Source organism: Sutcliffiella horikoshii (genome assembly GCF_008180725.1).
Lineage (GTDB): Bacteria > Bacillota > Bacilli > Bacillales > Bacillaceae_I > Sutcliffiella_A > Sutcliffiella_A horikoshii_B.
Genome location: NZ_VTEV01000002.1, coordinates 519,148 through 539,803 on the forward strand (window position 1 = coordinate 519,148; position 20,656 = coordinate 539,803).

9 protein-coding genes are annotated in these 20,656 nt (G+C 40.2%); all 9 read left to right on the forward strand.

Going from position 1 to position 20,656, the window contains the following annotated elements; translation table 11 throughout:
• Nucleotides 1–41: 41 nt before the first annotated feature.
• The 9 genes from FZC76_RS06405 to FZC76_RS06440 all read left to right on the forward strand — a co-directional run bounded on the left by FZC76_RS06405 (nt 42) and on the right by FZC76_RS06440 (nt 20,655).
• The gene (locus FZC76_RS06405; RefSeq protein WP_148987416.1) at nt 42–1,154 is read left to right on the forward strand and encodes a heparan-alpha-glucosaminide N-acetyltransferase domain-containing protein; all 1,113 of its coding nucleotides are present in this window, start codon (nt 42–44) and stop codon (nt 1,152–1,154) included.
• 1,111 nt (nt 1,155–2,265) lie between these two features.
• A complete protein-coding gene (locus tag FZC76_RS22915) occupies nt 2,266–2,415 on the forward strand; it encodes a hypothetical protein (RefSeq protein ID WP_187441972.1) in 150 nt (49 codons plus the stop codon).
• Nucleotides 2,416–2,574: 159 nt separating this feature from the next.
• A complete protein-coding gene (locus FZC76_RS06410; protein WP_148987417.1) occupies nt 2,575–6,906 on the forward strand; it encodes a S8 family serine peptidase in 4,332 nt (1,443 codons plus the stop codon).
• Nucleotides 6,907–7,114: 208 nt separating this feature from the next.
• The gene (locus FZC76_RS06415) at nt 7,115–11,668 is read left to right on the forward strand and encodes a cell wall-binding repeat-containing protein (protein WP_148987418.1); all 4,554 of its coding nucleotides are present in this window, start codon (nt 7,115–7,117) and stop codon (nt 11,666–11,668) included.
• 1,013 nt (nt 11,669–12,681) lie between these two features.
• Entirely contained in the window at nt 12,682–14,775 is a 2,094-nt protein-coding gene (locus tag FZC76_RS06420; RefSeq protein WP_187441973.1) for a cell wall-binding repeat-containing protein, read from the forward strand.
• Nucleotides 14,776–14,833: 58 nt separating this feature from the next.
• Nucleotides 14,834–15,571, forward strand: a complete 738-nt coding sequence (locus tag FZC76_RS06425) for a hypothetical protein (protein WP_148987420.1) — start codon at nt 14,834–14,836, stop codon at nt 15,569–15,571.
• Between the two features lie 27 nt (nt 15,572–15,598).
• Nucleotides 15,599–17,899, forward strand: coding sequence for a SpoIID/LytB domain-containing protein (locus FZC76_RS06430; protein WP_148987421.1), 2,301 nt, complete (start codon nt 15,599–15,601; stop codon nt 17,897–17,899).
• 197 nt (nt 17,900–18,096) lie between these two features.
• Nucleotides 18,097–19,527 carry an oligosaccharide flippase family protein gene (locus FZC76_RS06435; protein WP_148987422.1) on the forward strand — a complete coding sequence of 477 codons (1,431 nt, stop codon included), beginning with the start codon at nt 18,097–18,099 and terminating at the stop codon, nt 19,525–19,527.
• An 18-nt stretch (nt 19,528–19,545) separates the two neighbouring features.
• Complete coding sequence (locus FZC76_RS06440; RefSeq protein WP_148987423.1) at nt 19,546–20,655, forward strand: glycosyltransferase; 1,110 nt, start codon at nt 19,546–19,548, stop codon at nt 20,653–20,655.
• Nucleotide 20,656: the final 1 nt, after the last annotated feature.

The following is a 20,656-nucleotide window of genomic DNA, read 5'->3' on the forward strand; positions in this document are numbered from 1 at the left end:
TCATTTTATCAAACTTTATCTATGAAAGTGTAGGAACAAATATGGAAGCCAATAATTCTAGTGTGAAAAAAAGATATAGATCGATAGATATTACAAGAGGAATTGTCGTCCTCGTAGCGGTATTTGTCAGTGCCTTGCCTGGAGGAGGGGGATATGACTATCTCCGTCATGCATATTGGTACGGTTTGACGATAACAGACCTTGTCTTTCCGGCTTTTTTGACAGTGTACGGAATTGGCTTGGCTATTGTTTACCGGAAAGGCGTAAAGTGGAAGGATCAACTTAGGAGGACTTTCTTATTGGTTCTTTATGGACTACTTTTTAACTTGATAGCTTCCTGGAGCTTTAATTTGGATACGTTAAGGTTTACAGGGGTACTGCAATTGTTTGCCCTAACTGGTCTTGGTGTAGTCATTTTGTCTTATTTGGCAAAAGGCTGGAAGAGTATGTTGGCTTTAGGGTTGCTGATAGCCACTCTCTATCTGGCAGTTCTCGTGTTTTCAAGTGGAAGTTGTGAAGGGGGAGTTCCTCAACGCGACTGCAATCCTTCAGGCGTAATAGATGTAATTGTATTCGGTGAAAACCACATGTACGCACAAGGAGAGAAGGGGTTTGACCCTGAGGGAATTTTATCTATTTTTAGTGCCCTGTCTAATGTAGCATTTGGTTTTGCGGTGGGGCTGGTGTTAAATAGTAGAAAGCAGATTCTAACTAGGATATTCGGTGTGGCAATTGGCCTATTATCTCTCGCATTTATTTTTGATTATTTTATAGAGTTTAATAAACGGTTGTGGACTCCTTCATTTGCTTTACTCGCAAGTGGATTGACCTTGTTGCTGTTGGGAACTCTCTTTTATTTCATTGATGCTAGAGAGAGGAAACAGGGAAAGGTAACCGGAATACCGTTATGGTACCTCGAAGCTTTCGGACGGAATAGCTTTTTGATCTATTTTGGAAAGATGCTAGTGTTCTTGTTATTCGGTAGGATTGTTATTAATCTATTTGGGAGAGAAGGATCTCTAGCTTCATTTTTGTTTGAGTACTTGTCAGGGATAGTAGCCTACCCACATTTCGTGTATAGTGGCTTTTTTGTACTGTTCTGGTCCATCATTGCGGTGGTCATGCATGCTAATAAGAAGTATGTAAGGGTTTAGGTTTAGTGAGGAGAACGTGACAGAGGTCGCGTTCTTTTTTATGTTTAGGAAACTATAAAATAATCGAATTGTGAATAGTCTTCAGAATAATTCTTGATCGCCGTTATGAAGACCTCAGTGACGAGTAATTAGGAGGAGAGAGGTCCTCATTGCCGTTATGAAGACCTCAGTGACGAGAAATTAGGAGAAGAGAGGTCCTCATCGCCGTTATGAAGACCTCAGTGACGAAAAATCAGGAGGAGAGAGGTCCTCATTGCCGTTATGAAGACCTCAGTGACGAGAAATCAGGAGGAGAGAGGTCCTCATTGCCGTTATGAAGACCTCAGTGACGAGAAATCAGGAGGAGAGAGGTCCTCATCGCCGATATGAGGTGTATGACGACCGGTGAGGGTGAAAAAGCAGAGGAGCGGTCGTCATAGGAGGTGTATGACGACCGGTTAAGGTGAAAAAGCAGAGGAGCGGTCGTCATAGGAGGTGTATGACGACAGGTGAGGGTGAAAAAGCAGAGGAGCGGTCGTCATAGGAGGTGTATGACGACCGGTGAAGGTGAAAAAGCAGAGGAGCGGTCGTCATAGGAGGTGTATGACGACCGGTGAGGGTGAAAAAGCAGAGGAGCGGTCGTCATAGGTAGTGTATGACGACCGGTGAGGGTGAAAAAGCAGAGGAGCGGTCGTCATAGGTAGTGTATGATGCCCTGTGAGGGTGTAAAAGTAGAGGAGCCGTCGTCATAGGAGATTAATCCTTAGATCTCGTTGTAACTTTTTTTATACATTAATATGGACTTGACTCGTTATGAAGACCTCAGTGACGAGAAATAAGGAGGAGAGAGGTCCTCATCGCCGTTATAAAGACCTCAGTGACGAGAAATCAGGAGGAGAGAGGTCCTCATTGCCGTTATGAAGACCTCAGTAACGAGAAATTAGGAGAAGAGAGGTCCTCATTGACGTTATGAAGACCTCAGTGATGAAAAATCATTAGAAGAGAGGTCCTCATCGCCATTATGAAGCCCTTAAAGAAAAGGGATTTTATTAAAATAGTCAAAGATGAGAGCTGGCCAAGGCCTATATTTCAAAGCTAAGCGAAAAGCGAGAAACGTCTCAAGAGATTAAGTTTGGACGTGGTTTTAGGTCGCGTTATCGATTTTGTTCTGTTCCGTAAAAGGCAGCAGAAGTGTGTAAAGGTAGAACATTATACGTCGGAGGTAGAAGTGACCTTGGGAAATGTAGAAGGTCTTCAAATAGAGGTAGAACCTGACAGTTAAACTGTCAAACAGATTAGAGGACAAATAATAAATATTTTTACTTAAAAACCATCACCTGTATTTTCAAATATCTGCTATAATATTCTAGTATTTAGTAATAGTTCTAAATATAACTAGTTTTCTATGCTTTTATTTTAGTGATGGAAGAGAGGAAAAGGTATGAAGCATTGGGGGAAAATGAGTAAAGCTGTTATTCCACTTGCTATAACAGCGGTGGTGGCTAGTTCGCCGTTACAAGCGATGGCTTACACGGGTGGGGAAAGATCTGTTGAAAAGGACTATTCCAGTATGATTAATCAGTTTAAGAGATTTGCTGACGAAAATGCAGGGAAAAGTTCATTCCAAAAACAAAAAGAGCAAGCCTCTGTAAGTGAAACGACGTATATTGTTAAATACAAAGAGAAGCTCTCACCACAAGAGCACAGAAACGCGGGTTCGACTCTTGTGAAAAGTTTTCCAAAGCTTGGTTATGATGTGGTGAAAGTGAATGCCAAATCAAACCTTCCTCAAACATTACAGGCATATGAAAAGATGAAGAAAGTATCGTCCGTTACGCCAAGCGTCATGTACCGTAAACTTGGTACTGCAGATCCGAAGGTAATGGATATGTATCACATTGAGCAGTTAGAGGTGTTAAAAGCTCAAGGGCTGGTTGGAGAAAATAGTGTAAAAGTGGCAGTGATTGATTCTGGACTTGATCGGAATCATCCTGAATTAAAAGATAGAGTAGTAGATTCTGTGAATATCGTGGATCCGATGAGGCAGCCGGTCCCAGATTTACATGGAACGCATGTGGCAGGAATCATCGCTGCTGAAAAGGGTAATGGTGTTGGTGGTATTGGAATCAACCCTTCTGCGGAACTGTTGGCAATTGATGTATTTAATGGTGATATGGGAGCGTTCGATTTTTCTGTTGCAGAAGGTATTATTTATGCAGTTGATAACGGAGCGCAAGTTATTAACATGAGTCTTGGCAGTTATTATCCTTCGCAAATTATTGAAGAGGCCGTCAATTATGCCATAGCTTCTAATGTAACGGTAGTTGCTGCTGCAGGTAACTCTGCATCAAGTGAAAAGGAGTATCCAGCATCTTATAAAGGGGTAATCAGTGTAGGTGCAACAGATGCAAACAAGGAGTTGGCATACTTCTCATCTTTTGGTGCTTCTGTGGATGTAGTGGCACCGGGAGAAAACATTTACAATTCGGCTTATACAGGTAAATCAACATTCATGGAGTTAAGCGGGACGTCCATGGCATCCCCAGTAGTAGCAGGCATTGCTTCTCTGTTACTGGCAAAAAATCCTGATCTTACACCTTATGAAGTGGAATACTTATTAAAATCCACAGCGGGAGACCTGGGAGATAAGGGATATGATCTAAAGTACGGACATGGACTTGTAAACCCAGTGGCAGCGTTAAATGCTAACACAGACATGATTCCTGACTATGCCAACGTTTCTGAATATGAAATATTGGGAGCGGCAAAAAAGGTGGGCTTTAAGCAAGGTAAAGCTTCTGAAACAGGCTCTATCACTCAACCGTATCAGCAACATTTTTATAAAATGGATGTAAAAGAAGGAGAGTTTGTTCAAAGCCTGATAGAAGTGCCCGAAAAAGCAGATTATGAATTGGTATACAGATTCTATCCTGCCGGGGAAGACAGCGCCATGGACAGCTTTACCGTCAATTATGCAGACATAGGACAAGCGGAAGGACATCTATATGAGGTATTTATGGATGGGACACTTGTCATTGGAGTTCAAGATGCAAATGATAATGCTGATGCTAAAAATAAGACAAGCTACACATTAACTTTGGATAAATCACAAGAGTTAAAAGAAGATGGCAACTCCATGGAAAACCCTGTTCTTGTGCCAAACCTTCCTTACGCGTCAAACGGAGAACATTATTTAGCTGGTGAGTTCGGGGACCAGGATTATTATGAATTTGAAGTAGAAGAGCTGCAAACAGTAAAGGCGCATGTAAAAGGTGTACCTGGTGTTGATACGAGCTTAAATGTTTATGTGTATGAAGAAGAGTATGATGAATGGTACATGATGGATTACAGCAATTTCAAAGGTCCAAGTCAAGAAGAGCAACTGATCTTTGAAGCAATGCCTGGGCTCAAGTATCGAGTCGAAGTAACGAGCATGCCGGAGTATTTTGATGAGTTCTTTGGGATGTGGTTTGAAGGAACAGGAAGCTTCTCTTCGCATATTCCTTACGAATTCTCGCTAGAAGGAAAGGTATTGCCTGAAGATGTGGACGGTTTTCCATATAGTTTATATGGATCCGAAGAAGAAGTCATAGAAGAAAAAATGACAGTAAAAGAGTACGCGCAAAAACGTCTTGCTAAAAAGTCTGATGAACTGATTCCTGTCCTTGAAGATGACGATTATGAGGAGTATGAAGAAACAGATTTGTTATGGGAAATGGCGAGACCGTACGAAATTGGTTCCACGGAAGAAGAACACATCCAGTATGGTGATGATATTGATCTTTACAAGTTTGAAGTATCTGAAGACGGAATCTATCATTTTGAAGTAGAGGGTTCTGAGGAAATGTCTCCATTCATGGAACTGTTAGAATATAATGAGATGTGGGGCTGGTCAGCTGTCCAGTTCAATTTCGGGATGACAGGACTTGAAGATTACATTCAATCAGGACTGAAGGGTGGAAATAAGTATATCCTTGCTGTATACAATGAGCAAATGCGTGCGACATTTGAACCGTACAAAGTAAGCTCAAAGTTGATATCTGAAGGTTCGAATGATGTGAATGAATATAACGATACCGAAGACATGGCAACAATCCTAGATGGAGACGTAAAAACAGGTAGCTTTGACATTACCAATGACCTGGATATGTTCTATCTGGAACCTGGAGAGCAAGAAGAACTTTATGCATTCTATGTGGATGTAGATAAAAAATCAGCTTCAAAAGACTTGCCAACAGATTATAAACCTACTGCAATTGATCCAATGGTCTATATTGTGGAAGACACAAATGGAGATCAATTTTTGGATGAAGCAGAGTTTGGTACAATCAGAATTTTAGATCGCGGTTGGGATTATGAAGGAGAACACGGGTCCTTCACTCGTAAAGCAGATGCAGGTTATTTCATCGTCATGATGAACTTTATGTGGGAAATGAATAAAGTACCTACTGCTATGTACCAATTAACAGCAGGTCCTATGGACAGCGTGGATGAAGATAAAAATTCTACTGTGAAAAATAACATTCCTTCCAACCCTATCGCGTTACAGCAAATCGGGGAATTCGAATGGGAGTCAACAGGTTACCTTAACTATGTTGCAAATGGCCAGGATACTGATTGGTATGAGATCCCTTCTTGGAAAAATAGCAACTTCCATATTGAATTTAATGTGCCTTCTGACATTGATGGAAGCATGAAGCTATATGACAAAAAGGGTGCTTTAGTAACAGAATCAAGCATCTATGGACAAGGTGATGCAGAAATTCTGATGACGACAGGTCAAGAGTCTGGGCCATATTACCTGGCTGTGTCAAGTTCAGATGGAAATCCTAGTCTAAAGCCTTATCACTTGAGCGTGAAAACACAAATGGTTCCGGGAGAAGGGCACAAAGAAAGAATTTCCGGTCCTGATAGATATGATACAACTCTGGCATTTTCTAATAGAATTCCAGATCACTCCTTGGATGTCGTTTTCCTTGCAAACGGAAAAAATTATCCGGATGCATTGGCAGGGGTTGTATTAAATCAAGTTATGAATGGAACTACCTTGTTAGTCAGCGATAGCGACAAAGTTCTACAAAATACAATAAGTGAAGCGAAACGTCTATTGAAGAAAGATGGCAAGGTAATTATCCTTGGAGGGAATAATGCAATTTCTTCCAATGTGGAAAAAAGCTTTGAAAACCACTTCAAAGTAGATAGAATCTCTGGTGAAAACAGAACAAAAACTTCTATTGAAATAGCAAAAAAAGTGAAGAAGAATCCAGAGGAAATTATTGTAGTATCAGGTTTGGATTTCGCGGATGCATTAAGTATTGCTCCATATGCATCTGACAGTGTGACACCTGTTTTATTAAATACCTCTAAAACTACTTTAACTAAAGAGCTAGAGGATTTTGTAAAACAAAATAAAGTAAAAAAGGTAACAGTAGTAGGTGGAAAGTCGGCTGTCCCTGAAGATGCAGTGAAAAAATTGAAAGCTGCTGGTGCCAAGGACGTGGTACGAGTATCTGGGCCAAATAGATACTTGACTTCAGTGGAAGTTGCCAAGAAATTTTATCCGGAAAGTACGTCTGTAGGGATCTCAAGCGGAAAAGTATTCCCAGACGCACTGAGCGGAAGCCACTTTGCATCCAAGAACAACATGCCGATAGTGTTGGTTAATGGAAGCACGATGGTAAATGAACTTACCGATTATTTAAAAGAGGCAAAGGTAGAGCAATATTATATCTATGGCGGGACAAATTCAGTGAATGCCAATATAGTAAAATAGTTTTAAGAAGGAGCCATTCTTTAATTAGAGGCTCCTTTTTCTATGCAACAAATAATATTCTAAATATTTAAAAGATAAACAATTGACTAAAAAGTAAACCCTCTGTAAAATTATAGTGTAATTTGAAATCTTATGTAGGAAGAAAGGAGGACTATCTTTTTACGTATCTTTTCATTTTTCAACAATATTTTGGGGGAGGTTTTTGTTAGTGCAACTTCGTAAGTACTTTCTAGGTTTCGTAGCTTTCTTACTAGTGTTCTCTAACTTGCAATTCGCAGTTGGTGCTACATCGGTAACGAAAACAACTAATGGGATTGATCTAAAAGAAGTAAGAGAAATGCTTGATGAAAGACAAGTATTTGAAGAAGCTGCTGAAGCAGCGAAGGCTTCATTTTCAGCAACGGATAAAGTCCGTGTAATTGTTGAGTTGGATGGAGAAGCGCCAATTCAATATGCAACAAAGCAAAATGTTCTTTATAAAGACCTTGAAGAATCTACTAAAAAATCATTGGTAGATGCAGTCGAAAAGCAGCAGGCTACTGTAAAATCTGCTATTTCTTCTAAAGGCTTATCAATGGAATACAAGCATCAATTTACTACAGCCTTTAACGGTTTCAGTGGTGAAGTGCTGTTTGGTGACATTAAGAAAATTGAAGCAATAAATGGGGTTGCGAACGTATACTTAGCAAATGAGTATAACCGCCCAGAATTCGAACCAAATATGACAACTAGTCATGATTATATTCAATCCATGCAGGTTTGGGCTGATGCTCATTTTAAAGGTGAGGGCATGGTTGTCTCCGTAATTGACTCCGGAGTTGATCCTTCTCACAAAGATTTCGTGTTAAGTGATGACACGGAAGAATACTTAACGGAAGAACTAGTAGATGGTTTAGTCGGTTCTGAAGGCCTTAAAGGGAAATTCTATACAGAAAAAGTACCATATGGCTATAACTACTATGACCAAAACTACGAAATCAAAGATGTAGGACCTGCTCCATCTGAGCACGGAATGCACGTTGCAGGTACAGTAGTTGCAAATGGAGAAATCATGGGTGTAGCACCTGAAGCACAAGTATTAGGGATGAAAGTATTCTCAAATGATCCTTTATATCCTTCTACTTGGTCAGATATTTATCTTGCTGCAATTGATGACTCTATTAAACTAGGCGCAGACGTTTTAAACATGAGCTTAGGTTCTACTGCTTCTTTCTATGAAGCAAATAGCGCTGAGGATGTAGCGATTACTCGTGCAGTTGAAAACGGAATCGTTTCTTCTGTATCCGCTGGTAACTCTGGTCATATTGGACGCGGATGGGACAACCCATTCTTCCGAAACCCTGACATTGGAGTAGTTGGAGCACCAGGTCTTAACAAAGATACGATACAAGTGGCTGCCTCCGGAAACACAGCTTATTTATACCAACATTCTCTAACTATTGATGGAACAGACTTTGAAGGAGTCGGGTACGGTATTGATAGCTGGGAAGAACTTCCTGAAGTAGAATTGGTACACATCAATGGTTTTGGTACTCCGGCCGATTACCAAGGTGTAGACGTTGAGGGGAAAGTTGCAGTAGTATCACGTGGTGCATTATCTTTCTTCGATAAAACACAAAATGCTGCAGCAGCTGGAGCAGCGGGAATTGTTGTTTACAACAACAATCCAAATGGAATTTTCTATGAAGACCAAGGTGGATGGGCTATTCCGTTCATGAAGATTAGCTATGAGGACGGTCAAGCTATCGTAGAAGTACTGAAAAATGGTAATACTGACGGAAACGTTGAACAATTGAATCAAAAAGAAAGCCCGGAAATGGGAAGAATGACTGAGTTTACATCTTGGGGAACTACTCCAAGCTTAGAGTTAAAGCCGGAAATTACAGCACCGGGTGGAAACATCTACTCTACGCTGAACGATGACAAGTATGGAGTAAAAAGTGGTACTTCCATGGCAGCTCCACACGTGGCAGGCGGTGCAGCACTTGTTCAACAATATTTGAAATCAGATGAGAGATTCGCTGACCTTACTGCGGAAGATCGCACGAGAATGGCCAAAACTCTGATGATGAACACGGCTGACAGCATCAAAGATTTGTATGGTAATGACTATTCTCCTCGCCGTCAAGGTGCAGGAATGATGCAACTTTTTGCAGCAGTCGATACTCCTGCATATGTGGTGGAAAAGAATAGCGGTGAAGGGAAAGTAGAATTAAAAGCATTTGATTCCACAAAAGTAAGTTTCACTCTTTCTGCTACTAATATTGCAGATTACGAAGTTTCATACAAAGTTGATACTTCTGTTCTAACAGACTCTTTCTTAGAGCAAGAGAATGGACCGACTCTAAATGCATTGACTACTGGTGCTTTAAAAGGTGCAAAAGTGACAGCTCCTAAAGAGCTTACACTGGCAGCTGGTGAAACGAAAGAATTCACTGTATCCATTGACTTTGCTAATGCAAAAGTTCCTGGTTTTAAAGCGGATGGCACACCTACAACTATGGACCTTATGGAAAATATTTTTGTAGAAGGTTTTGTTACACTTTCTCATAAATATGAAGCGGATCTTTCTGTTCCATTCTTAGGGTTCTATGGTGATTGGAGCGCTCCTTCTGTAATGGATGGTTTCAAGGTATTGGAAGAAGACAAATACTATGAAGCTGGATTCCCTTCTGACGCTGTAGATGAAGCTACTCGCTTCATTAACCATTTAGAAAATGAAGATGGAAGCCTATATTATGGTATCAGCCCGAATGGAGATACTTGGAACGATAGCATTAACTTCATTAATGCATACCTTCGTAATGCAAAAGAAGTACAATACAATGTACTTGACGAAAATGGGAAGAAAGTTCGTACAATCTTATCTTCCAACTACGTAAGAAAGACTTATTATAATGCTGGAACCGGTTCATACTATTCCTTGAATGCTGATCGCGCATGGGATGGAACGGTTAAAGGCAATGTAGTTGCTGACGGTAAATACTATTATGAAATCAACGCTCTAGTTGATGGAACAGATAAATGGCAATCCAAAAAGATCCCAGTTGTAGTTGATACTACTGCTCCAGCAGTGGAAATCACATCTTTTGATGAAGAGACTGGGGAACTTGAATGGACTGCTGCTGATACAGGTGTAGGCATTGACTTAATTCTTGTTTACGTCAATGGTGAAGCGATGGAACTTGCGGCTGATGCTACAAGCGTAACGTTACCTACATCTGATATTAATGACATTGAAGTACTTGCAGTAGACAAAGTGATGAATATCGGTTTCGATACGTACACTTTTGGTGATGGTACAGAGCCTGTAATATTCATGAATGATCCAGAACCATTTGGAGCATATGGAACAAATGAAGTTCCGGTGTCTGGTTATGTAACAGATGACGTACGTGTGGAAAAAGTAATGGTAAATGGCAATGAAGTAGCTACTACTCTAGTAAATGAAGAGGGAGAAGACCGCTACAAATTCGAAACGACAGTAACATATGAAGAAGATGGATATTACGATGTTCTTATCACGGCTTTAGACGGCGCTGGTAATGAATTTGGAATCTCCAGAAAGGTTTTCGTTGACACAACAGTGCCAACATTAACTGTAGATGTACCGAAGTTTGTTGATATGGATGTAGAGGAAGTAACAGCTCTTACTCTATTAGAAGACAACTTCAACTATGTTTCTCTACACGTTGATGACAACCATGAATTTGAACAGCCTTTCACAAGCCCTGTGAAAATCATGGAGCCTGCTAGCGTGGAATATGAAACTACTTTAAGCTTAAAACCAGGTAACAACCACTTTGTTTTCACTTTAACAGACCTAGGTGGAAACACAGTAACTCAAGAAGTAACTGTTTACCGTAATGAAGTTGCAGAGCGTGTAGATCGCCTAAGAGGAGCAGATCGTTATGCAACTGCAGTAGAATTAAGTAAAGAAGGCTGGGAGCAGTCTGATGTAGTGGTAATTGCACGTGGAGACAATTATGCGGATGCACTTGCTGGTGTACCGTTGGCTCATAAATACAATGCACCACTATTATTAACAAAAACTGGATCTCTACCAGATGCTACGAAAGCTGAGATTGAGAGATTAGGAGCGAAGAAAGTTTACATCCTTGGTGGAACTGCCGCTGTAAGCAAAGATGTGGAAGATACTTTCAAAGCACATGGTCTTGAAGTGAAGCGTCTATCCGGTTCTGACAGATGGTCTACTGCTGGGGCGATTGCTACAGAGGTTGCACCAAATGGAGCGAACGGAGTAGTAGTTGTTAATGGCAAGAACTTCCCTGATGCTTTATCTGTTGCTTCTTATGCAGCACAAAACGGCATGCCGATCCTATTAACGAACCAAGAAGAATTACCTAAACAAACAAATGCAGCACTAATCGCACTTAGCCCTAAACAAGCTATTGTTGTCGGTGGTACAGCGGCTGTTTCTGATAACGTATTGAAATCCCTTCCAAATCCTAAGAGAATTGGTGGAAAAGATCGTTACGAAACTGCTGTAAATGTTGCGAAGCATTTTGATTTAGATGCAAACCATTACTATGTTGCGACTGGAAAGCAGTTTGCAGATGCTCTAGCTGGTGCAGCACTTGCTGCTAATGGCCATACTGGTATTTTATTAGTTGGTACTAGCGTTTCTGAGCATGTTGAAGGATTCTTAACTTCTGAGGGAGTAGATACTTTGACTGTAATTGGTGGAGAAAATGCTGTTTCTGCTACAGTGTTTGAGCACCTTACAAAAATCGTAAAGTAATAGTTTGGTTGTAATGAAGCCGCTGGAGGGGAACCTCTGGCGGCTTTTTTCGGTGTTTAGGAAATTCTTGATCGCCGATATGAAGACCTCGGTGACGAGAAATTAGGAGGAGAGAGGTCCTCATCGCCGATATGAAGACCTCGGTGACGAGAAATTAGGAGGAGAGAGGTCTTGATCGCCGTTATGAAGACCTCAGTGACGAGAAATTAGGAGAAGAGAGGTCTTCATCGCCGTTATGAAGACCTCAGTGACGAGAAATTAGGAGGAGAGAGGTCCTCATCGCCGTTATGAAGACCTCAGTGACGAGAAATTAGGAGAAGAGAGGTCTTCATCGCCGTTATGAAGACCTCAGTGACGAGAAATTAGGAGAAGAGAGGTCCTCATCGCCGATATGAAGACCTCAGTGACGAGAAACCAGGAGGAGAGAGGTCCTCATCGCCGATATGAAGACCTCAGTGACGAGAAATTAGGAGGAGAGAGGTCCTCATCGCCGATATGAAGACCTCGGTGACGAGAAATTAGGAGGAGAGAGGTCCTCATCGCCGATATGAAGACCTCGGTGACGAGAAATTAGGAGGAGAGAGGTCCTCATCGCCGATATGAAGACCTCAGTGACAAGAAATTAGGAGAAGAGAGGTCCTCATCGCCGGTATGAAGACCTCAGTGACAAGGGATTTTATTGAAATAGTCAAATATGAGAGCCGGCCAAGGCCTATTTTTCAAAGCTATGCGAAAAGCGAGAAAACGTCTCATGAGATTAAGTTGAGACGTGGTTTTAGGTCGCGTTAGCGGTTTTGTTCTTGATATAAAACCGGATCAATATTTCTAGTGCTTTTGATTTATTTTTCGCGAGGAGTTGTTAGGTTAAACCCTTATTTATTGCAATATTCTTATTAATTATTATGAGATGTAATTATAAAAAATGTAAAAAACGACACAATTCTGTAATTTACGATGGTATAATATAGCAAGATTCGATAATTTTTTCATTCTTGGGAGGTTAAGTGTTAATTGTGAATTATTTTAAGATTTGTAGTTTGCTAGTGTTCTTATTTTTTATGGCACCTATCGTTTCTTTTGCAGAAAAGGTACTAGTTATTGATCCCGGTCATGGAGGGAAATTTTCCGGTACTTGTGGGTTCTCAGGTAATCAAACCGGCTATTGCGAGAAACATGCTAACTTAGATGTAGCAATCCGTTTAAAAGAATTGCTGAAGAACACAGATATTAAGGTTTTTATGACACGTGAATCCAACAATAAAGATTTTGCTGCAACTTCAAAGGAAGATTTGATTCAAAGAATGGTAGTGGCAAATAATTTTGTTAAAGGTAACAATGATGAAAGTTTGTTTCTTTCGATTCACCATAACGCACATGCGACTTCTCAAGTGCCAAAAGGATTTGAGACCTTTTACTATGATTACAGTGCAATGAGTGAGTCAGAAAAACAGTATCCACCAGACCCAATCCAAGTAGGATTAGCGGCAGAAAGTGGAAGATATGCTACGTTGGTACATAATTCAACACTAAGTAAAATTAGACAAGTTGATAATAAATACATTGACAGGGGTCTTCACAACGATCAAGCATTTTTTGTTATTAGAAATGCGCAAATGCCATCTGTTCTTGTGGAGTTGGGCTTCATGACGAATAAGGAAGAAGAGAAGTTGATCAAAACCTCTCAATTCCAGCAAAATGCTGCTCAAGGTTTGGCAACAGCGGTCATTAATTACTTCAAAATCTATGAAGTGTATGATAAAGATCGTAATAAACTCTCAATTTTTGATAAAAAAGAAGATGCACTGAACTATGCAAAAAAACAAACAAAATTTGTGGAAGTATGGGATAAGGATAAGCAACAAACCATCTTCACAAGTGATAAATTCAAAGTTTACGATAAATTGAATGGTTTATTGCAAGAGTTCTTTACAGAACAAGATGCCATCAATTTTGCCAAGAACCGCAAAAATACGAGAGTTGTTCAGGAAAAGACAGGGTTCATCGTTTGGTCGGATTATATTACGCCAAAGTATGAAGTGTACAGTCAGGATAAGCTTGTAGGAAAGTATCTTGATTATGACTATGCCCTAAATACGGCTAAAGCAAGTACTAATTCTAAAATTACCGTAATTGGTACAAATGAAGTCGCTTGGACAAATATTAGCGGAGTCCCAGTAAATCGGGTAGTGGATGTAGAGAGACTTTCTGGTACAGATAGATACTTAACTGCTATCGAGACATCTAAAAAAATCTATCCAAATGGTTTTGATGAAGTTAAGGAAGAAAAAACGGTGATTTTAGCAACAGGTAAGACATTTGCAGATGCCCTATCTGCTGGACCACTAGCTTCAAAATATGGCAATGCACCAATCTTACTTTCCAGAGACACAAAATTGAACGAAGAAGTACTCGCAGAAATCACTCGTCTAAGAGCAAATAAGGTGGTAATCATCGGAGGACATGGTGCGGTTCCGGAACAAGCGGAAATCACTCTTCGTAATAGTGGCTTGGAAGTAGAAAGAATCTCAGGTAAAGACCGATATGAAACGAATAGAGCCATCCTAGCCGAACTGGGAGATGTAAGTGGCGTATTCTTAGCTTCCGGGCAAGGATTTGCAGATGCTCTTGCAGCGGCACCGATTGCTGCGAAAAAAGGCTGGGGAATTCTATTGACTGAGCAAAGCTGGATTTCGCATCATGCGATCCCTTATATGACAGGAAAAGAAGTTGTCATAGTCGGAGGAACAGCAGCGGTGTCAACGAAAGTAGAAGATTCCATTACGAATGCAAGTAAAATCACTAGATTATCTGGAGCTAATAGATACGAAACACTGGCACAACTATTGTGGAATTTCTCGAGCGATCTTCAAGGTGAAACGGTTCTTGTATCAACAGGCCAAAACTTCCCTGATGCATTAGTTTCAGCGCCTTTAGCCATTCATAATGGTGCTCCACTAGTACTTGTAGGGAATAGCAGAAACAATAATGTCGAGTCCTTCCTGATGGCTTATACAAATGACGTGAAAGTAAATAAAGTAGAAATTATCGGAGGAACAAGTGCGATCAATGATACACAAATTTCTACGATTACTACAAAACTAAAATAACAAACAGAAGACTCGATAAGACCTATTCTTATCGAGCTTCTTTTGAAAGGTGATTGTTTTGCAAAAGTCTTATCTAGTAATTGTTTTAACCTGCTTATTGTTAGTAATCTCAGCTTGCTCTAAAACAGAAGAAAAAGAAATTGTAACAAATAATGAAATGAACTCAGAAACACAAGAATCTACTTCAGAAGATACCGGTTCTGCCGATACTAATGAAGACGAGGAAACAACAGTAGAAGAAAAACCTGAAGAGGATTCTTCAACCGATGAAACGGATGAAAGTGAAACACCTTCAGACCCTGGTTTTAAGGTATATCAACCAAGCGTTGGCTGGGAAAAGAAGTTCACTGACGGCGAAGACATTGTTGTTACAGAGAAGGTCATTGCTGCCAATGATGAATATGTGCAGCTTGCAATGATGGTTGGAGGGAATCAGTCTATTCAAATCTATAAATGGACACCAACTCAAGTGGCTCTCGTTTATGAAGAGGTATCAGTAGATGACGCATCTGTTAACCTGTTAGATTCGTTTACACCGAACGAAAATCCGGAAGTCTTGCTTTCAGAAACATCTGCACAATGGGAATTAGTAGAAAGCGGCGTCAAGTTGGATGTAGTATATGGTTCATTTGAAGATGTGTATGTCATTAAGAAAGTGACAGATGAAGTAGAGGATGCTGATACCATCTATACTCGTTATTATGCTCCTGGTTATGGATTAGTAAAAGAAACATACGAAGTGACTGGAGAATATGGTTATTCCGGGAAATCGGAGCTTGAAGTTGTAAAAAAATAAGAAAAGAAACACAATGGGGGAAGAAAAATGAAAAAGTGGATTGTTTCATTGCTTGTGGCATGCCTTGTTTTCCTGCCGAGCCTCACACAAGTAGAGGCTTCGTCTGGAGCTTCCATACCAAATGAGGTTTCTGTGAAATTAAAGTATCACCTGAAAGAAAGAAAGACAATTCCTTTCAACTTCAACGGGACCTATCAATTGGCAGGCAGTGATTTTGAGCTTAAGCAAGATAGAAATTATGAAGTGAAATTGAACGGCAGTGTGATTGAACTCTATGAAAATAGCAAAAAAATCAAGAGCTTTAATCAAACCTTTGAAATTAAACCGGTTAAGTACGGAAAAAGCAATTACATTCGTCTAAATAAACGTCCTTATTTAGGAAGCATTCGGTTTACGATTGAAAATAATTATCTAGTTCCTGTCAACAAATTGCCGATGGAAGATTACCTAAAAGGCGTGTTGCCAAGCGAAATCTACCCTAGCTGGCATATTGAAGCATTAAAGGCTCAAGCAGTTGCGGCAAGGACTTATGCGTTAAAAAGAGTCCATTATATAATCACGGATGATGTTGGATCACAGCGTTATGACGGTTACATTTGGTGGGATGAATCCAAGTATGCCAACACAAACAAGGCAGTAAACGCTACAAAAGGTCAGGTTCTTACATATAAGGGCAGTCTGATTGATGCTGTATTCAGTTCGAATAATGGTGGATATATTGAGGCAAATAAAGGAGCATGGCCTGGTGGCTCCCAGTTGGATTATTTAAAGGCAAAGGCAGATCCTTACGATCCAGCTTTTGATTGGAACCTTATGTTAAGATCCCAACAAATCGAAGTAGAAAGCCTAGACCTAGAAGTACCACAGGAATGGTGGGGAACAACACAGGAAATTGGCGTGCAAAATCCACTTAAGTTTGCAAGCACAGATGAAGCAAAAGTAATCAACAATGTGAAAAATCACATAAAGAACAATACCCCTGCGTTGAAAGAAGCTAACATTAAAATAGTTGGAATCAACGATGTGGCAGTTTCCAACTCTACCACACCTGGACAAAGAAGAACTCACGGCAGTTATACTATTGAATATTTTGTTCAAAATAAAGATGGAAGCTTTGTCATGGAAACAACAAATGTGGATAACGAGGAGATAACACGCCTTAAGGTTCACACTTTTGAACAGGTGAATAGCCCGATTGCAGCTATGCGTGGGATATTTGGAATCAATGATTTCAAGAGTCACTTTGTCACTTCCATCAGCCTAAAAGATGGAGTCTATGACATCAAAGGTAAAGGTTGGGGCCATGGTGTAGGGATGAGTCAGTATGGTGCAAAAGCTATGGCGGACCAAGGGAAATCATATACAGATATTCTAGAATTCTATTATGAGGGATCCACTTTCTCTAACTATATCTCTGATCACATCAATAACAGTTTAAGAGGTTCAGACCGCTATGAAACTAGTACAGCCATTGCAAAATACGGATGGGATCAAGGCTTCCAAACAGTGGTTATCGGTCGTGGAGACAATCCGGTTGATGCACTGACTGGAAGTGTGTTGGCAAAAAAGTATGATGCACCATTATTGTTGGTAAAAACAGACGAGTTACCAAGCTCTGTTAAAGAATTGTTATCAACACAAACTATTCACCAAATCTTTGTATTAGGTGGACAATCTGCTATTTCTGATAAAACAGTGTCAGAGTTGAGCCAATATGCAACTCAAGTTACACGAATCAAAGGCAGTGACCGCTATGACACTTCTGTGGAAGTAGCGACGAATATAGATGCTGAAGGAGAAGTTATCCTTACTTCAGGAAGTTCTACCTCCCCGGATGCATTATCGGTTGCGTCTCATGCTGCTTTAAATCAAATTCCGATTCTTTTCACTAAGGTAGATGAATTACCGGAGAGTGTGGAGAAGTATCTAAAAGATAACAATGTGAAAAAGGCAACCATCATTGGTGGTGGGAATGCCGTTTCCACTGAAGTAGAGGCGGAATTGTCTAACCTTGTTGGAGAAGTGAAACGTGTCAGCGGGCCAGACCGCTACGCGACAAGTGTAGCCATTGTAAATGAGTACAATTTAGATCCGCGTAACCTTTTCTTTGCTCGCGGAGAACAATTTATTGATGCTCTTCCTGGATCTGTACTTGCTGCCAAAATGGATGCACCACTTCTATTAACAAAGAAAGATACATTGCCTGATGTTGTATCTGATTATATCAATGAAAACATCCATTACGTTCCTTCTATTCATTATTTGGGCGGAACAGGAGCAATTTCGGAAGGTACGAGAAGCGAAATTGAATCTAACATATTGAAGTAAAAGAAAAGCTGTCCTTACTTGGGGCAGCTTTTTGTGTTAATTAGATTTCTAGCTGTGGAAAGCGAAGCCATTTGCGGAAATCAACAGCGGAGTCAAAGCAACCCAAAATGAATCAAAGTTTTAGTTATTTCGACTTTTATGTATAATAAATGAAGTATGTATGGAATTGTACTTAATGATGTGGAGGAACCTTTTTTATGCTATCAAAACATGCTTTTGCATATTTTTTATCCCATGGCGTACCGGCACTTGTCAGCTTTGCCAGCATCGCCATATTTACTAGATTATTAAGTCCTGAAGAGTACGGGATGTATGCGTTGGTTTTTGCCATTGCTGGAATGTTGAACGCCGTTCTTTTTGAATGGCTAAAATTGAGTTTACTTCGCTATTATCCAAAATATAAAGAAGATAGCCGTTTTTTTGAAACCATTAAACTTGCTTTTCTAGCGTTGATAGTAGCCTCGCTTGTCGTTGGAATCATTACCATGTTCTTTTTTCAAGGAAAAGAGTTTTCACCAATTTTCATTTTTCTCACCCTTATATTTTCTTGGACACAATCATGGAACGGTATCAACTTAACGCTGATGCGAGCGAAACTATCTCCAAAATCATATGGAATGTTAGCTTTCAGTCGAACTACATTAGGGTTGGTTTTAGGTACTGCTCTCATTTATGCAGGATTTGCTGAGATTGGTCTGCTTACGGGACTCATTCTGGCTTTTTGGATTACATTGTTAATGCCAACATTAAAATTCTGGAAGCTTGGTGTGAACTTCAAAGCTTTTCAATCTGATTATTTTAAACAATTCTTGAAATATGGAATGCCCTTAACCATTACGTTGTTGATGGGTGTGATTATTCATAATTCCGACCGTTTAATTATTAATTACTTATTAGACACAAGTGCAACAGGTATTTATGCGGTAACCTATGACCTTTCTGAACAAACAATCTTCACCTTGATGATGATTATTAACTTGGCGGCTTTTCCGATTGCTGTAAAGGCGATGGAAGAAGAGGGAGAGCTTGCTGCGTATGAAAAGGTTAGAAAAAACACTAGCCTGATATTTTTGATTGCCATCCCTGCAGTTGTTGGCTTCGTTCTTATTTCAACCAATATAGCACATCTTTTCTTAGGTGAATCATTCCGTGAAGATGCGCTTGTTCTAATCCCTTATATCGCAATCGGGGCGTTGCTAAAAGGGTTCAAGCTTTATAGTGTGGATATTATGTTTCATTTAAAGCAAAAAACAGCCTTGCAAATTTACCCGGTCATCGTCGCGGGAGTGCTTAATGTTGCACTCAATTTCCTTTTAATCCCTAAATATGGAATAGAGGGAGCGGCAATGGCAACGGTGGTTGCTTATGCAATCGCAGTGGTGATGAGCTGGATTATTGTTCATGTTCAGATCCACCCTCTTCCTTTTCCTGCAAAAGATTTTATTAATGTTGTTACGGCCTCCATTGCGATGGGGCTTGCTTTATTACCGTTACAGGACAAAACAGGTGTGCTTTTCCTTATCGCTCAATTGGCAGTAGGAGGCATCACATTTTTGCTTGTAGCGATACTATTAAATATCATGAATGCACGGAATATTTTGATGAAAAGATTGAAAAAAACTTTTTAAAGATTTGAGGGGTACACGATGGATAAAAAAAGAATTGCCTTTATCTTGGCAAGCCTTGGCGGCGGCGGGGTGGAACGGGTGACGCTTAACCTTGCAGAAGAATTTGCTAAAAGAGGATATGATGTTGACCTTTTAGTCGCGGATGCAAAAGGGGAATATATGGACCTTGTTCCTGATAGTGTAAACCTGGTTGATTTGAAAAAACCTAGATTACTTTCTTGTATCCCTGATATAAAGAAGTATTTAATAGAAAGAAAACCAGATGCTTTTATATCCGGGAAGGATTATATTAACTTAACAGTCATTATGGCTAAATTGCTAGCAAGATCCAAGACCAACCTAATTGTCACCACCCATACCAATATAAGTCGTCAATTAGAAGTGTTAAATTCCAGGTCATTTAAAGTTATTGCCCGACTCGTTAAGTATTTCTATCGCTTTGCAAATCACATAGTGGGTGTCTCAACAGGTGTGGCAGATGACCTTTACCATATTACTGGAATCAACAAATCGAAGATACATGTTGTGTATAATCCCGTTGTAACGGATGAATTACTTACAAAAGCCCAGCAAGATGTCGAACATCCTTGGTTTAATGAGGATGTACCTGTTGCTGTTACAGTGGGGAGATTTGACAAGGCAAAAGATTATCCGACTTTGTTAAATGCAATGAGAGTGTTGCAAGATTCGAGAAAAGTCCGCCTGATTGTAGTAGGTGATGGAGCGGAGAAAGACCATCTTTTATCACTTGTCGTCCAATATAAACTGAATGATGTGGTGGACTTTGTCGGCTTCCAATCCAATCCATATCCTTATATGAGGAAGGCAGATTTATTCGTGTTATCCTCTGCATATGAAGGGTTTGGGGTTGTAGTAGCTGAAGCGCTTGCGGTGGGCACACCTGTTGTCTCCACTGATTGTCCAAGTGGTCCAGGTGAAATTCTAGAAGGTGGAAAGTACGGTACACTGGTGAATGTGGGAGATTACATCGGTTTGGCACGAGGAATGGATGCAGCCCTTAAGAGCCCAATGCCAAAAGAAAAGCTACTTGAACGCTCCTTGTTCTTTACTATAAAAAACAGTGCGGATAGTTATGAAAAACTAATCTTGGAAAAAAGGGAAAACTAAG

Coding starts and splice junctions, on each gene's coding strand:
- FZC76_RS06405 (WP_148987416.1), top strand. CDS start 42: ATGGAAGCCAATAATTCTAGTGTGAAAAAAAGATATAGATCGATAGAT.
- FZC76_RS06430 (WP_148987421.1), top strand. CDS start 15,599: ATGAAAAAGTGGATTGTTTCATTGCTTGTGGCATGCCTTGTTTTCCTG.
- FZC76_RS06440 (WP_148987423.1), top strand. CDS start 19,546: ATGGATAAAAAAAGAATTGCCTTTATCTTGGCAAGCCTTGGCGGCGGC.
- FZC76_RS06410 (WP_148987417.1), top strand. CDS start 2,575: ATGAAGCATTGGGGGAAAATGAGTAAAGCTGTTATTCCACTTGCTATA.
- FZC76_RS06435 (WP_148987422.1), top strand. CDS start 18,097: ATGCTATCAAAACATGCTTTTGCATATTTTTTATCCCATGGCGTACCG.